This is a genomic window from Maridesulfovibrio spiralis (SeqCode), assembly GCF_048571135.1.
In the GTDB taxonomy this organism is placed as follows: domain Bacteria; phylum Desulfobacterota; class Desulfovibrionia; order Desulfovibrionales; family Desulfovibrionaceae; genus Maridesulfovibrio; species Maridesulfovibrio spiralis.
This window is the reverse complement of record NZ_CP182344.1, coordinates 812,646-827,671: the sequence shown is the minus strand read 5'-3', so window position 1 is coordinate 827,671 and position 15,026 is coordinate 812,646. Positions and strand designations below refer to the sequence as shown.

The window sequence follows — 15,026 nt, the reverse complement described above, 5'->3', positions numbered from 1 at the left end:
TGGGCAGTAAAAACAGGCTGTTTTCAGAGGAAGGCATTAAAAAAGGGTTACGATCATTTGATCGTAACCCTTTGACTTATCGAAGTGGCGCGCCTGAGAGGATTCGAACCTCTGACCTACGGATTCGTAGTCCGGCACTCTATCCAGCTGAGCTACAGGCGCGCGTCGAGAAGAAGTGTTTATGTGTATTTGCCAGAACCGTCAAGCATAAATTTTAAAAAAAATAAAAAAAGTTGTTTTGCCTTGTTTCTTGAGAATGGAATTCAAAACTTTTTACTTTGATTCAGAATTTGGTTTTACTTGAAAATAAATTTCAAATTCTAAAGGACAGTTCCAGGTCAAATCAAATAGTGCTGTAATGAAAAAAGGGTCACGATTTTTAGATCGTAACCCTTTGTATTTACTTAGTGGCGCGCCTGAGAGGATTCGAACCTCTGACCTACGGATTCGTAGTCCGGCACTCTATCCAGCTGAGCTACAGGCGCGCGTTGAAAAGGGTTCTATGGAGAAACCCTCTCAAGGTCAAGCGTTATTTTAAAACAAATTGTGTTTTTTGTGAATTAAATAGTGCGAATGTTGCTATTTTTAGCCCTAAGTATTTGTATTAAATGATTAATTGTGTAAAATGAGTTTCGGAAAATTCTTTGTGCTCACAATAGACATATCGGGAAGAATCCACATGGCTGAGCAATCCGGGAAATGCTTTTCCATGAATTCATTCCCTTTTTTCGGTCCCATGATGAAAACGGTGGTTGCCAGAGCGTCTGCTGTCTCCGCATCTGGGGCCACAGTGGTAGTCGCGATGCTCTCAGCAGATGATTGCAGCAGGGCGGGGTCAAAGATGTGATGTTTTCTTGTTTTATCATCTTTGGATATTGGGGTGATGAACTGATAATAATCACCCGATCCGCAGACTGCTCTATTTTTAACCATGATATGCCCGATGATTCCGTCGCCGCGGGGATTGCGGATTCCGATGGACCATTCTCTGTCGCCGAAGACCATGAAGTCACCACCTGCTTCAACCATGGCGGTGTTGATGCCGGAGTCTTTCAGATAGTCGACAGCGGCATCAATGATCGTTCCTTTGGCCAGTCCTCCCAGATCGATAGCCATTCCTTTTTTGGGAAGAAATACTTTCTTCTGTTCAGGATTGATTTTCAGCAGACGGAAGTTGACCAGCTCTTTGTGGTCGGCAAAGCGGCTTTTATCCAGTGCGTAGTAAAACGGTGTAGTCGTAATGGCGCCGATGGTGATGTCAAAACTTCCGTCTGACTTAGCACTGATTTCGAGTCCTCGTTTAATTGTCTGCAGAGCCTTGTCTGAGATGTGTATTGCCTTCTTGCCCGCCGCATGATTAAGCCTGCCGATAGAACCACGCTTGTTGCGGTGGTCGAGGTCCTTTTGCAGATGGTGCATTATGGATACAGCTTTCTGGGCGGTTTTCTGGGGGGGGGAATCTGTTTCCGGGATAGTAAGGTTCACCACTGTGCCCATGGCCACATCACTGTAGCGGAAAAAATCGTTATGCTTCTCCCTGCGAAGATTATGGGGAATGATCAGCAGTAATGTGATGCTGGTAATTGCTGCGACGGTAAGCGCGCTTTTTGTGTAACCCTTGCCGCGCATCCCTTCATATATAAGAATGACGGTTGCCATCGCTCCGGCAATGGCGGTCAGTTTAAATGGCGTGCCGATCTGCCCGCTGTTGCTGACCATGAAGCCGCAGAACAGCGGTCCGGCTATGAAGCCGAGGTTGGCGGCCATATTGGCGTATCCTAATGTTTTGCCTTTGGCACAACCCAGTTCCGAGCAGACTGCCATTGAGGCGGGCATGGATACAGCCGCACCGATCCCGGAAAGTATGCCGCTGAAAAGAAAGCCGGGTGCTGTGGAGCATCCCCCTAATATATATAGAGCGAGTGCGCTGGTAAGCATCCCGGCGGATGTAGTAAGGCGGCGGTCGAACCCTGCCATAAATCTTCCGGAAATGGGAAGCAGCAGCACGGTTGTCAGGCTGGGGATGCAGAAAAACATAGCCGTGCTTCCCGGGCTGAGCTGCAGGGACGATGTGAGGAGTACCGGATAGAAGGCAATTAAACTGCCGATGCCCATGCCGCGACCGAAAAGTGCAGTCATGATGCTGATGAAATGTCGTGGCCGCTGTGAGGTTTGGGTGTCAGTCGTCTCCTCGCTGCTGCGGGTGGGGAGATGACGAGCGCAGAGTGTAAAAATTATGAAAGCCAGTCCCATGAAAGCAGACATTGTTCCGAGTACGGGCAGGTAATCCTTATCTATATATAATAGGCCGCCCAGCAACGGTCCGAGCAGGAATGATGAATTCATCACCGCTGAAAGCATGGCGAACCTTGAGGATAGCCTGTTTCCATCCATGGTGGCCCCGATAGCGGCCATGCTGACTGTTCGGACAGTCCCGGCGCAGAGGCCGAGGATAAATTGGATTATATAGAGCGTCTCAATGGACGGGTGCAACAGGTAGAGCAGGGGAAGCAGAATTGCCGCTCCACAGGCGAACAGCAGTGGTTTCGCGCTGCCATAGCGGTCGGCAAAATTACCGGAGAGGGGGGCAATGAGCAGTTTTGCGAGGAAATATCCGGCAAATCCGCTTCCCAGCCACATGCCGCCGGCTTTTTCGTCAAGATTCATCAGCGGCAGGGTGAAGATGAATACACCGGTCCCCATGGAAGCGGCAAAGACCGCCCCCATCAGTAGGGTTATATTGAGTCGGGTCAGTTTTTGGCTAAGCTTCGAGTTATGAATTGGCATGCTTCTTTGAAAAGATTGTCAATCTGGAAAGGGGTTAAAAATTCTGTGCGCACTGCCCCGACGATATGTCCGTAAACCAGATAAGAAGTTTGCGGCAGGGGAACATCGAGCACGGAACCGTCTTCTATTCCCTGCTGGATATAGTCATCAATGCGGTCGATGAGTCTTTTGAATTTATCTGCAATGTGTGTGCGGTCAAGGTGGGGGTATTCATCGCTGAAGGGAGAGCTGCGCAGCAGGGTCGGGAATGTTGTCCGGTGGCTATCAGTGAAATCAAAATATGCCTGCACGAAAATTCCAAGTGCTTCAAGCCCGTTATTACCTTCGCTGGCCTTGTCGGTGAGTACTCCCAGCATCTGGTCGATGAGTTCCCCGCCTGCTTCAAGAAAGAGGTTGTCCTTGTTTCCATAGTAGTGCGAAACCAATCCTGAAGCCACTCCGGCATGGTCGGCAACCATTTTCAGTGTTGTGGCAGTGTAGCCGTGTTCTCCGAATTGTTCTTGTGCGGCCAGCAGGATTCTTTCTTTTTTGGTCATAGGAGCTCCGATGTTGGGCTGTCACAGGTACAGGGAAGTTCTCAGATGCGCCTCAGCAGACGGATTCAGGGAACTGTTATCCAATGTAACGCAAGCATGTTTTTGGGGTCCGTACAAATATTTATACAGGACCTTTGCAGAAGCTGGGTTCTGACTTCCATATTTTTCATTAGTACTCAATAGAAAAATTAACAAGGTTGAATGTTAATAACTTTATTACTTTTTTTGGAATATTTTCAGGTGTTTTTACGTAATATGGATTGCTTATTTTAGTTGCCTTGCAATAAGAGGTTAAATTACAGTACCTTGATACAAGTGTTATGTTTTGTGAATTTGTAATACTTTCGCGTAAGTGCAAAATTTCACGAAGTTGTCAACAAAATTTTCAAAATTGATTGACCAGCCAATTAAGGGGTGTTAGAAGAGTTACAACTAGAAGACGAAGTGGTCTATTCCAACATAAAGGCCACATATTTGACAGTGTGAGTTTAAGGTTTTGGTTCTGGTTTAATAGAAATCTCCCCGAAGGGAATGGCTTCAGTTTTTTTCTTCGGGTGCCGGGGGATAAATGCCAGTCGTAAGTCAAAACATTTCCGCAAGAAACGGGGTGGGACCTGTTTTTTCGGTTTCAGGAGAAAGCTGTATCATGGATCATTCAGGTTCATGGGGCCGGTCTTGTTTCCTGATCTTGCATTGTTTCCTGTCTTTTCTTCTTTCGAACTCATCTGCCGCACCTGTTCCCGTGTTCTCCGGGATAGATAACGGTCCGGCTTCCATAGTCCCTTTCGCTACATACGACCACACAAACAGCCCGTTTTCGCTTGCGGAAACGGATAATTCCGTGTGCTTTTTGCACAATTTCCTTGATCCATTTTCAAAAATATTCCCCATTAAGGGGATTATGCCTTTTAAGCCGGGTATTTAGCTCGGCGTCCGGGGTGCTCCGGACGGTTTTCAGGAAGTGGAGCTGCCGGGTTTTTCGCGGCGGCATTTCAGTGCCACTGTTAATACGATCAGGTGCTGATGGGGTTAGGTTGGTAATCCATTAATTCGGGAGAAATCCCGTCAAAGGAGGATGGTTATGGCTGTAGACGTAGGTATGCACGTGGCGCGTCCGGGCAAGAGGGATGCGGTCCTCGACTGGTTGCAGATGCTTACCGGGGCCGGACTTGTGGCTTTTATGTGGTGTCACATGATTCTGGTTTCATCGGTTGTTATTTCACCGAAAATCATGAATGCCATTGCACATTTTTTCGAAGCCACGTATATGGCTCAGGTCGGTGGTCCTTTGATTTTCTTAACTTTTTTGCTACATTTCGCGCTGGCGGCCAGAAAGATACCTTTCCGTGCGGAAGGACAGGCGACCATATTGCAGCATGCACAGATGCTTAAGCATCGTGACACCTGGCTTTGGGTTGTTCAGGCCGTGACCGCAATGGTTATCCTTGTGATGGGTGCCATCCATATGTGGGTTGTGCTCAATGATCTTCCTATTACTGCCGCAAAGTCGGCGGCCCGTGTTGCTGAAGGCGGATGGATGCTCTTCTATCTGGTCCTTCTGCCTTGCGTTGAGCTTCATGTCAGCGTGGGCTTCTACCGCATCGGCGTCAAATGGGGATTTATCAGGACCGAGAACCGGAAGCAGGCTAAGAAGCTTGAATCCATTCTCTTCGCGACCTTCATGGTCATCGGCATCATCACCCTGATCAGGTTCATCACTTTAAGTTAAACGGGGTTCTTAAATGCAAACATATTACTCTGATCTCCTTGTTATCGGCGCTGGGCTCGCGGGCGAGCGCGTGGCTGTGGAGGCGGCCCAGGAAGGTTTTGATGTAATCTGTCTCTCAATTGTCCCGGCACGCCGATCTCATTCATCGGCAGCACAGGGCGGCATGCAGGCCGCACTGGGGAACTGTGCCAAGGGCGAGGGAGACAATGTAGACGTCCACTTCGGCGATACTGTTCGCGGTTCCGACTGGGGCTGTGACCAGGAAGTGGCCCGTCTCTTCGCTGACGCGGCTCCTATTGAAATGCGTCGTCTTGCACACTGGGGTGTGCCCTGGAACCGCGTTGTTCCCGGTAAATCCTTCTATTTCAAAGGTGGCGAGAAATTTGAAAAAGAAGAAAAAGAAGAGAAACGCGGCCTGATTACCGCACGTTCCTTCGGTGGTACTGCTAAATGGCGTACCTGCTACACTTCTGACGGAACCGGACATGCGGTCATGTGTACCATGGATAACCGTTGTGCCGAGCTTGGAATTGATGTTTTTGACCGCAAGGAAGCAATCTCCCTCATTCATGACGGCGATAAATGCACCGGTGCGGTTGTCCGTTGCCTGCGAACTGGCGAGCTGGAAGTTTTCCTTTCCAAGGCCACTGCCATTTGTACAGGCGGTTTCGGACGTATCTATAAGGCAACAACAAACGCAGTCATCTGTGACGGCGGCGGGCACATAATCGCCCACGATACCGGAGTTGTCCCTATCGGTAACCCGGAAGCAATCCAGTTCCATCCCACCGGAATCGTTCCTACCGATATTCTGGTAACTGAAGGTTGCCGTGGCGATGGCGGAACCCTGCTCGACGTCAACGAAGAGCGGTTTATGAACATCTATGAACCGGAAAAGGCCGAGCTGGCCTCCCGTGACGTTGTTTCCCGCTGGATGACCCATCACATGCGTCAGGGCAAGGGCGTTAAGTCCGCTTATGGCGAACACCTTTGGCTGGATATCCGTCACCTCGGTGACCAGCACATTTCCACTAAACTGCGTGAAGTTGATGAAATCTGTCATCACTTCCTCAATGTTGATCCCCGTAAACAGCTTATCCCGGTCCGTCCGACCCAGCACTACACCATGGCCGGTGTTCGTACCAATAAAGACGGTGCGGTCTACGGCATGAAGGGACTCTTCTCTGCAGGGGAAGCTGCATGCTGGGATATGCACGGCTTCAACCGTCTCGGCGGTAACTCTCTTGCTGAAACAGTTGTTGCCGGTGGTATCATCGGGTCCAAGATTGTCGAGTTCCTTAAAGGATACGAGACAGATTTCAAGACTTCTGTTGTTGCAGACGCAGTGCGTAAGCAGCAGGATCGTATTGAGAATCTGCGCAGAGGGACCAACGGCAAGGAAAATGTCTACAAGGTTCGTGAAGAAATGCAGGACGCCCTCATGGAAGGTTGTTTTGTATTCAGAAACGATGCCGGACTTAAAAAATGTATTGAAACCCTTCAGGGTACTCTTGATAAAGCCCGTAAGGTCGGCCTTGTTTCTGACGGACTGGGCGCCAACCATGAACTGGCTGCGGCCCTTAAAATCGAAGGTCAGGTCAAACTGGGCTTGTGTATCGCAAAGGCTGCGTTGGAACGTACTGAAAGCCGTGGTTCCCATAACCGTGAGGACTACACTGCTCGTAATGATAAGGAATGGCTGAACAGAACTCTGGCTTATTGGCGCGAAGGAGCGGATATGCCGGAGCTCAAGTACGAAGAAGCTACCCCCGGATATGAAATTCCTCCGGGAGACCGTGGTTACGGCGGCGGTTCCATCATCGAAGCCGACAAGGCCGAGATTGAAGCCAAAATGATCAAGAAATAACCCCTGACAAGGATATTAAAATGAGCAGACAACTCGAATTTGATATATTCCGCTACAATCCTCAGGATAAGGGGTCGGTTCCGCACATGCAGACCTTTGTGCTGGATGAAACCGAGAACATGACCCTGTTCATCGCGCTGAACCGTCTGCGCGAAGAACAGGACCCCGGCCTGATTTTTGACTTCTGCTGCCGCGCTGGTATCTGTGGCGCCTGCGCCATGGTCGTCAACGGCAAGCCTCGCCTGGCCTGTCAGACCAAGACCGTGGACCTGCCGGCACAGATTACCCTGCTGCCCCTGCCGGTATACAAATTGATCGGCGACCTTTCCGTTGATACCGGTATCTGGTTCCGTGAAATGTACCAGTCTACTGAATCATGGATTCATACCAACAAAACCTTTGATCCAAATGCAATTGAAGAGCGCATGGAGAACGAGGTTGCCGAGCAGATTTACGAACTGGAACGCTGCATTGAATGCGGTTGCTGTGTTGCTGCCTGCGGTACTGCCCGCCTGCGTGACGACTTCCTAGGTGCTGCTGCGCTTAACCGCGTTGCCCGCTTCGTTGTCGACCCCCGCGACCAGCGTACTGACCGCGATTACTTTGAGATTATCGGTAATGATGAAGGTATCTTCGGTTGCATGGGCCTGCTCGGCTGCGAAGATGTCTGCCCCAAGAATCTGCCGCTGCAGAACCAGCTCGGTTTCCTGCGCCGCAAGATGGGTATCACCGCAATCAAGGAAATATTCAGGAAGTAACCTATGCGTACCATTAAAGCTGAACAGGTTATCGATGCTGTGGCGAAAATGTGCGTGAGCGCAAACCGCTACCTGCCCGAAGACGTGAAAAAACGTTTTAACGAATGCGCCGCCGCCGAGGATTCCCCGGCAGCCAAGGAAGTTTTTCGCCAGATTAAGGAAAACTGGGAACTGGCTGCAGAATCCGGCCTGCCTCTCTGTCAGGACACCGGACTGGCCGTATTCATCGTTGAAATGGGTGAAGACGTTCGCGTGGAAGGCATGAACATCCGCGAAGCCATCAACGAAGGCACCCGCAAGGGTTATGATGAAGGGTTCCTGCGCAAGTCCGCGTGTGATCCCCTGACCCGTGCCAATACCAAGGATAACACTCCCGCCATTATCCATTTTGATATCGTCCCCGGTGACAAGATCAAAATTACCTTTATGGCCAAGGGAGGCGGTTCCGAGAATATGAGCCGCGTGACCATGCTTGCCCCCGCACAGGGCTGGGAAGGCATAAAGAAATTCGTCATCGAACGCGTAGCTGAAGCCGGACCCAACCCCTGCCCCCCGACCATGGTCGGAATCGGCGTTGGCGGAACTTTTGAATATTCCGCGCTGTTGGCTAAAAAGTCCCTGATGCGCAAAGTTGGCGAGCCTCATCCCGATCCGGAAATCGGCAAGATGGAAGCCGAACTCATGGAAGAGATCAACAAGCTCGGCATCGGCCCCATGGGACTGGGCGGCAAGACTACTGTATTTGATGTGAAAATCGAAATGCGCCCCTGCCATATTGCGTCCCTGCCGCTGGCGGTGAACATCCAGTGCCATTCTTCAAGGCACGAGGAGGTTGTGCTCTAATGGCTGAATACAAGCTGAATACTCCGCTGACTGATGAAGATCTGGTCCAGCTCAAGGCCGGGGATGTTGTCAAACTGACCGGAACCATTTATACCGCGCGCGATGCTGCCCATAAAAGACTTTGCGACCTGCTCGACGAAGGCAAGGAACTTCCTTTCGACCTGAAAGGTTCAGTTGTCTACTACGTCGGCCCCAGTCCGGCTCCTCCGGGTAGGCCCATCGGTTCTGCCGGTCCGACCACCAGCTACCGTATGGACACTTACGCACCCCGCCTGCACAGCCTCGGCCAGAAGGCCAGCATCGGCAAAGGGAAGCGTAATGATGAGGTCAAGCAGGCCCTGAAAGATTATAAAGCTGTTTATTTCGGAGCAACCGGTGGTGCTGGTGCTCTGCTTTCCATGTGCATCAAGGAAGCGAAAGTTATCGCCTTTGATGAACTTGGTCCCGAAGCCATCCGGGAATTGACTGTTGAGGATTTTCCTCTGCTGGTCATCAATGATTCCCACGGTGGCGAATTGTACGCCGTCCCCGATCGTAAGGCGGCTGGTCTCGAGTAAACGTCGGAATTTGCAACCGACTAATTAAGGAGAATACTTATGGCTCTTTTCACTAAACAGGAAGCTCTCGATTATCATTCCAAAGGTAGAAGAGGTAAAGTGGAAGTCGTTCCCGTAAAACCTTGCAATACCCAGAAAGACCTTTCCATGGCTTACAGCCCCGGTGTTGCCGAATCCTGCAAGGAAATCGCCGAAGATAAGGAGAAATCCTATCTCTACACCGGTCGCGGAAACCTTGTTGCGGTTGTTTCCAACGGTACTGCTGTTCTGGGTCTCGGTAATATCGGTCCTGAAGCGGGTAAGCCGGTTATGGAAGGTAAGGGCGTTCTCTTCAAGGTTTTCGCAGACGTTGACGTTTACGACATCAACCTTGACGTTACTGATCCTGATGAGCTTTGTAATATCGTAAAAGCCCTTGAGCCTACCTTCGGTGGTATCAACCTCGAAGATATCAAGGCTCCTGAATGCTTCTACATTGAAGAGAAGCTTAAAAAAGAAATGAATATCCCGGTCTTCCACGATGACCAGCATGGTACCGCGATTATTTCCGGTGCAGGCTTGATCAACGCTGCTGAAATCACCGGTAAGAAAATCGAAGATATGCGTCTGGTCGTTTCCGGCGCAGGTGCTGCGGCTATCGCTTGCACCAACTTCTATATGGCTCTGGGTATCAAGCGTGAAAATGTTGCCATGTTCGACTCTCGTGGTCACATTAACAAGAGTCGTGAAGGTCTGAATGAGCAGAAGCTTCAGTTTGCAACTGACAAGGAATATAAAGACCTTGCAGACGCAATGGATGGTGCTGACCTCTTCCTCGGTCTTTCCGTAAAGGGAATGGTAACCAAGGAAATGGTTAAATCCATGGCTGATTCTCCGATCATCTTCGCATGCGCGAACCCCGATCCTGAAATCTCCTATACTGATGCCAAGGAAGCCCGCCCTGACGCAATCATGGGTACCGGACGTTCTGATTTCCCTAACCAGGTTAACAACGTTCTTGGTTTTCCCTTTATCTTCCGCGGTGCACTTGATGTAAACGCAAGTGCCATCAATGAAGAAATGAAGATTGCTGCAGCAACAGCTCTTGCAGCTCTGGCAAAAGAACCGGCTCCGGATTACGTCTGCGAAGCTTATGGTGTGGATAAGCTTGAATTCGGCATTGATTACATTATTCCCAAACCGCTCGACCTGCGTCTGATCGAATGGGAATCCGCTGCTGTTGCACAGGCTGCTATGGATACCGGTGTTGCACGTAAGAAAATCGACATTGAAGAATACAAGAAAGAACTGCGCGAACGTCTGGCTGCTTCCAGAGAACGTGTTGGAGACTTCATCAAATCCTACAATCTCGATTTCTAATTTTGATGCGCTTGGCGCTTTGAAAAATGAATTGATTTTGCCTCCGGCGGCTTAAATATTTTTATTAGGCTTCGTCGGCTATAGTCGGCAACATCGTTGAATTAAGTGAATTATCCCCTCCCGGTCTTTCCGGGCCGGGAGGGTACAAAACTGGTGGTGAGGTCCTGTATGTAAAGTCTCGGCAGTCTGTCCGGATTCTGGCAGAATGGTATGAACTGCGCTGACAACCCGCATAGCGGGGCGGTAATATCCTTTTTTCCGGTATGGCCTGCCATAAGCTCAAGTGAGGGACTATGAGCGATCAACAAGATAGTGGTAACGGTCGTAGAATCGGTTTTTTTGTAGGACCGATAGTTTTTCTTCTCATGTTAATAATGCCCGCCCCTTCAGGAATGGAACCTGCGGCATGGAAGGTGGCGGCGGTAACTGCCCTGATGGCAATCTGGTGGATTACCGAAGCAATCCCCATTCCCGCAACTTCCCTGATGCCTATCGCACTCTTTCCGCTTTTGGGTGTAATGAAATCCAAAGCGGCATGTGCCCCTTATGCAAACCATCTCATCTACCTGTTCATGGGCGGATTTTTTCTGGCTGTGACCATGGAAAGATGGAACCTGCACCGACGTATTGCCCTGCACACCATTAAAACCGTTGGTACCAGTCCGAACCGGATGATCCTCGGTTTTATGATTGCTACCGGTTTTCTTTCCATGTGGGTTTCCAACACCGCAACAACCATGATGATGGTTCCTATCGGTCTTGCTGTTATCCAGCAAGCAACCGGTTTTGATTCCAAGACATTGCGGGCCTGTGCTCATGCCGGACCTGAATCGAACTTCGGTAAATGTCTGATGCTCGGTATCGCCTATGCTGCTTCCATGGGTGGTGTCGGTACTATCATCGGTACTCCTCCGAACACAGTTATGGTCGGTATGGTTGATAAAATGTACGGCGTACAGATCGGCTTCGGCCAGTGGATGTTGTACGGTGTTCCTCTTGCCACATTCATGATTGGTGTTTCCTGGTGGATTCTGACTAAGGTTCTGTTCCCGTCCAAAGGTCTGGAACTTGCCGGTGGTGAAGCCATTATCGATAAAGAAATCGCTGCTCTTGGACCTATGTCCAAAGAAGAAAAATATATCGTTATTGTCGGTTGTTTCGTAGCGGCTTTCTGGTTGTCTCGCGGCTTTCTGAAGAAAATGGTCTTCGTTAAAGAACTCTGGCCCAACTTCGGCTTTGTTCATGATGCAACTATCGGTATCCTCGGTGCTTTGATTCTTTTTGCTATCCCCACAAACTTCAAGAAAGGTGAATTCCTGCTGGATTGGAAAACCGCAGTTAAGATTCCCTGGGATGTAATCCTGCTCTTCGGTGGTGGTCTGGCTATCGCTAACGGTTTTTCCAAAACCGGTCTGGCAACTTTTATCGCATCCAGACTGACCATGCTGGACGGTCTGAGCATCCTTGCTTTCGTAGCCATCGTGGTTCTGATTACCATCTTCCTGACTGAAATCACTTCCAACACCGCCACCGCGACTCTGCTCGTACCCATCATGGGTAGTGCTGCAATCGCCATGGGCGTTCACCCCTTTGCTACCATCGTTGGTGCCTGTGTGGCAGCATCCTTTGCTTTCATGCTCCCGGTTGCTACCCCTCCCAACGCGGTTGTATTCGGCTCCGGCTGTGTGACCATCAAACAGATGGCCTCGGCAGGTTTCTGGCTGAATATGATCGGCGCGGTTTTGATCACCATCTCCGTGGTCTACCTGCTGCCGGTGCTTTGGGGCATTGATTTAACTGTGCTCCCCGACTGGGCAGTTATGCCTAAGTAATACTCCCTATAGTTTCCGGGCGCTTGGCCACGCCCGGAAACTTATTTCTTAACAACAATTAAAATCTGAATTTATTATAAAATTTTTCTGCAATCGTGTGATTGCGGGTTCCATCTTTGCGTCCGAAAAACGGACCTGGAGACACCGGATGTTCCGCAAACATCCCCCCGGCAGGGCTACTATCTGTTCGTCTCTTTAGTGCTGCAAGTCGCATTGCAGCACAGGATTCAAGGCAGCATGGCGGACCTCATCAGCACCTCCCCTTTAGTTGCCGCTGCCGGGTGTCTCCAAACTATTGGGCCTACAGGGTTCCATTGAAGTCGTTCTTTTTTCCGTGACCTCATTGACGTGATTAAAAATAAAAGATTTGGTATTGCTAGATTCCCACGCAGTAACTGAATTCAGGAGAAAGAATGTCAAAGAGCTTGTACATTGCGGCAACAGAGGCCCGGAGCGGAAAATCAGCCATCGTCCTGGGGGTGATGCAGCTGCTTCTGACTCATCTGCGCAAAGTGGCTGTTTTTAGACCTATCATTCACGATAATTTTCGGGACCGGGACCACGATATCGATCTTATCCTGCGTCATTTTAAACTCCCGCAGGAGTATGAAACCACCTATGCCTACACACAGAGTGAGGCGACGCGCCTGCTCAACGACGGCAAGCATTCTCTGCTGATGGAAAATATCCTTGAGCGTTTCAAGGATCTGGAGGGGAATTACGATTTCGTACTCTGCGAAGGTACGGACTACCTTGGCGGCGAAGCTGCTGTGGAATTTGAAATCAACCTTGATGTAGCTAGTAACCTCGGCTGCCCGGTGTTGGCGGTGCTCAATGCCATGGACAGTTACGAAGATGAAATCTGCGATCTCGCCAACCGTACCGTAGCCATGTTCGAGGAGAAAGGACTTGATGTCATTTCGGTGATGATCAACCGGGCCTCCAAGGAGTTTTCACCGGATCTTGCCGAGCGGTTGCGCGGCTGCCTGAAGAGCGAGAGCAGCCCGTTGGTTTATGTCCTGCCGGATGATAAACGTCTGGGTAATCCGACCATGAATGATGTCGTCAAATGGCTGGGCTGTAATGTGCTTTACGGGCGCGACCGTCTGGATACTCCCATTGACAACTACGTGGTCGCAGCCATGCAGATTGAGAATTTCCTGAAATATGTCAATGACGGCAGCCTGATTATTACTCCCGGCGACAGGTCGGATATAATACTTGCCAGCCTTTCCTCGCGACTTTCAGATTCATATCCCAATGTCTCAGGAATTTTACTCACCGGGGGCATTCGCCCGGCCATGACCGTTCATCACTTAATTGAAGGATGGAAAGGTGTTCCGTTGCCTATTCTGGTTGCGCCGGGGCATACTTATAAAACAGCCCAGATCTTGCGCGGGCTGCATGGTAAAATTGATCCCGAGAATCAGGCCAAGGTGCTTTCGGCAATGGGGCTTTTTGAAACCTGTGTGGATTCTCATGAATTGCAGGAAAAACTGGTTTCCAGCCGCTCCTCCCGAATTACTCCGTATATGTTTGAACATACCCTGTTGCACAAGGCTCGTGAGGATAAGCAGCATATCGTCCTGCCTGAAGGTAAGGAAGAGCGTATCCTGCGTGCGGCGGATATCCTGCGCCGCCGTGATGTTGTGAACCTGACCCTGCTCGGCAATGAGGAGGAAGTGCGCAATACTGCTTCTGCCATCGGAATCAGCCTGAATGGTATTAATGTTGTTGATCCTGTTAAATCGGAACATTTTGACCGTTTTGTTGAGGTGTATTTCGAGCTGCGTAAACACAAATGTATCGTGAAGGATGACGCCCGTGACCGTATGAGCGATCCTACTTATTTCGGAACCATGATGGTCTACACCGGGGTCGCCGACGGCATGGTTTCCGGTTCCATCACCACCACCGCCCAGACCATCCGCCCGGCTTTTGAGTTCATCAAGACCAAGCCCGGATTTTCCATTGTATCCAGTGTCTTCCTTATGTGCCAGAACGACCGGGTTATGGCTTACGGAGATTGTGCGGTGAACCCCAATCCCAATGCGCAGGAGCTGGCTGAAATCGCTATAAGCTCCGCACATACAGCTGAGATTTTCGGTATTGAGCCGCGAGTGGCTATGCTTTCCTATTCTACAGGGGAGTCCGGCAAAGGGCTGTCTGTGGATAAAGTTAAGGAAGCGACCAGATTGGTGCGCGATATGGCCCCTGAAATTGCGGTGGAAGGGCCGCTGCAGTTTGATGCCGCAGTAGATAAGGATGTTGCCGCCGAACTTATGCCGGACAGCGAAGTTGCCGGACAGGCTACAGTACTCATCTTCCCTGACCTGAACACCGGGAACAACACCTACAAGGCCGTACAGCGTTCGCAGCCGGAATCTGTTGCTATCGGGCCAGTTCTGCAGGGGTTGAAAAAACCGGTCAATGACCTGAGCCGCGGCTGCACCGTGCGTGATGTTGTCAACACTGTGGCGATTACAGCTATTCAGGCAATCGCGCAGAAGGCACAGGAAAATAAGTGATTTCTGTAAGAAGATAATTTGAAATTATCTTTATTTTAACTGAACACGCTTCCAAGAATTATATCCGTTTTGCATCCGAATGTAATTCTTGGAAGCATTTTTTTTATGAGGCAGTTTGAACGGGTGATCAATTTTTTGCATAATTTAGCCTTGAAGCTGTCAAATACGGGTAGGCAACGCGTAGGGTAGTGTGGTACACTTTTCGGCGCACGCCTTCCCAACCATAAAGA

General features: G+C 50.0%; 10 protein-coding genes and 2 tRNA genes. 8 read left to right on the top strand and 4 right to left on the bottom strand.

Annotation, left to right across the window (positions count from 1 at the left end; all coding sequences use genetic code 11):
- Positions 1-85 precede the first annotated feature (85 nt).
- The 4 genes from ACNI29_RS03755 to ACNI29_RS03740 form a co-directional block, all read right to left on the bottom strand.
- Positions 86-162, bottom strand: a tRNA-Arg gene (locus ACNI29_RS03755).
- 246 nt (positions 163-408) lie between these two features.
- Positions 409-485: transfer RNA gene (locus ACNI29_RS03750), tRNA-Arg, on the bottom strand.
- A gap of 127 nt (positions 486-612) precedes the next feature.
- A complete protein-coding gene (locus ACNI29_RS03745) occupies positions 613-2,787 on the bottom strand; it encodes an MFS transporter (protein WP_419780852.1) in 2,175 nt (724 codons plus the stop codon).
- Positions 2,751-3,323: a TetR/AcrR family transcriptional regulator gene (locus ACNI29_RS03740; protein ID WP_419780851.1), complete on the bottom strand. Its 573-nt coding sequence runs from the start codon at positions 3,321-3,323 to the stop codon at positions 2,751-2,753. The genes ACNI29_RS03745 and ACNI29_RS03740 overlap by 37 nt, the downstream gene beginning before the upstream one ends.
- A 1,081-nt stretch (positions 3,324-4,404) precedes the next feature.
- Here ACNI29_RS03740 and ACNI29_RS03735 point away from each other — a divergent pair.
- The 8 genes from ACNI29_RS03735 to pta all read left to right on the top strand — a co-directional run bounded on the left by ACNI29_RS03735 (position 4,405) and on the right by pta (position 14,796).
- Complete coding sequence (locus ACNI29_RS03735; protein ID WP_419780850.1) at positions 4,405-5,052, top strand: succinate dehydrogenase/fumarate reductase transmembrane subunit; 648 nt, start codon at positions 4,405-4,407, stop codon at positions 5,050-5,052.
- 13 nt (positions 5,053-5,065) lie between these two features.
- The gene (locus ACNI29_RS03730) at positions 5,066-6,919 is read left to right on the top strand and encodes a fumarate reductase flavoprotein subunit (RefSeq protein ID WP_419780849.1); all 1,854 of its coding nucleotides are present in this window, start codon (positions 5,066-5,068) and stop codon (positions 6,917-6,919) included.
- Between the two features lie 20 nt (positions 6,920-6,939).
- Positions 6,940-7,677 (top strand): fumarate reductase iron-sulfur subunit, encoded by a 738-nt coding sequence (locus tag ACNI29_RS03725; protein ID WP_419780848.1) that lies wholly within the window; start codon positions 6,940-6,942, stop codon positions 7,675-7,677.
- A 3-nt stretch (positions 7,678-7,680) separates the two neighbouring features.
- Positions 7,681-8,520, top strand: coding sequence for a fumarate hydratase (locus ACNI29_RS03720; protein ID WP_419780847.1), 840 nt, complete (start codon positions 7,681-7,683; stop codon positions 8,518-8,520).
- Positions 8,520-9,077 (top strand): Fe-S-containing hydro-lyase, encoded by a 558-nt coding sequence (locus ACNI29_RS03715; RefSeq protein WP_419780846.1) that lies wholly within the window; start codon positions 8,520-8,522, stop codon positions 9,075-9,077. The genes ACNI29_RS03720 and ACNI29_RS03715 overlap by 1 nt, the downstream gene beginning before the upstream one ends.
- Before the next feature lie 39 nt (positions 9,078-9,116).
- Complete coding sequence (locus tag ACNI29_RS03710; RefSeq protein WP_419780845.1) at positions 9,117-10,436, top strand: malic enzyme-like NAD(P)-binding protein; 1,320 nt, start codon at positions 9,117-9,119, stop codon at positions 10,434-10,436.
- 293 nt (positions 10,437-10,729) lie between these two features.
- Positions 10,730-12,268: an SLC13 family permease gene (locus ACNI29_RS03705; protein WP_419780844.1), complete on the top strand. Its 1,539-nt coding sequence runs from the start codon at positions 10,730-10,732 to the stop codon at positions 12,266-12,268.
- Between the two features lie 413 nt (positions 12,269-12,681).
- On the top strand, positions 12,682-14,796 hold the full coding sequence (gene pta, locus ACNI29_RS03700) for a phosphate acetyltransferase (RefSeq protein ID WP_419780843.1): 2,115 nt from the start codon (positions 12,682-12,684) through the stop codon (positions 14,794-14,796).
- Positions 14,797-15,026: the final 230 nt, after the last annotated feature.

Excerpts from the sequence above, each read along its gene's own strand:
- ACNI29_RS03745 (WP_419780852.1), bottom strand. The coding sequence starts at position 2,787 with ATGCCAATTCATAACTCGAAGCTTAGCCAAAAACTGACCCGACTCAAT.
- ACNI29_RS03740 (WP_419780851.1), bottom strand. The coding sequence starts at position 3,323 with ATGACCAAAAAAGAAAGAATCCTGCTGGCCGCACAAGAACAATTCGGA.
- ACNI29_RS03735 (WP_419780850.1), top strand. The coding sequence starts at position 4,405 with ATGGCTGTAGACGTAGGTATGCACGTGGCGCGTCCGGGCAAGAGGGAT.
- ACNI29_RS03730 (WP_419780849.1), top strand. The coding sequence starts at position 5,066 with ATGCAAACATATTACTCTGATCTCCTTGTTATCGGCGCTGGGCTCGCG.
- ACNI29_RS03725 (WP_419780848.1), top strand. The coding sequence starts at position 6,940 with ATGAGCAGACAACTCGAATTTGATATATTCCGCTACAATCCTCAGGAT.
- ACNI29_RS03720 (WP_419780847.1), top strand. The coding sequence starts at position 7,681 with ATGCGTACCATTAAAGCTGAACAGGTTATCGATGCTGTGGCGAAAATG.
- ACNI29_RS03715 (WP_419780846.1), top strand. The coding sequence starts at position 8,520 with ATGGCTGAATACAAGCTGAATACTCCGCTGACTGATGAAGATCTGGTC.
- ACNI29_RS03710 (WP_419780845.1), top strand. The coding sequence starts at position 9,117 with ATGGCTCTTTTCACTAAACAGGAAGCTCTCGATTATCATTCCAAAGGT.
- ACNI29_RS03705 (WP_419780844.1), top strand. The coding sequence starts at position 10,730 with ATGAGCGATCAACAAGATAGTGGTAACGGTCGTAGAATCGGTTTTTTT.
- pta (WP_419780843.1), top strand. The coding sequence starts at position 12,682 with ATGTCAAAGAGCTTGTACATTGCGGCAACAGAGGCCCGGAGCGGAAAA.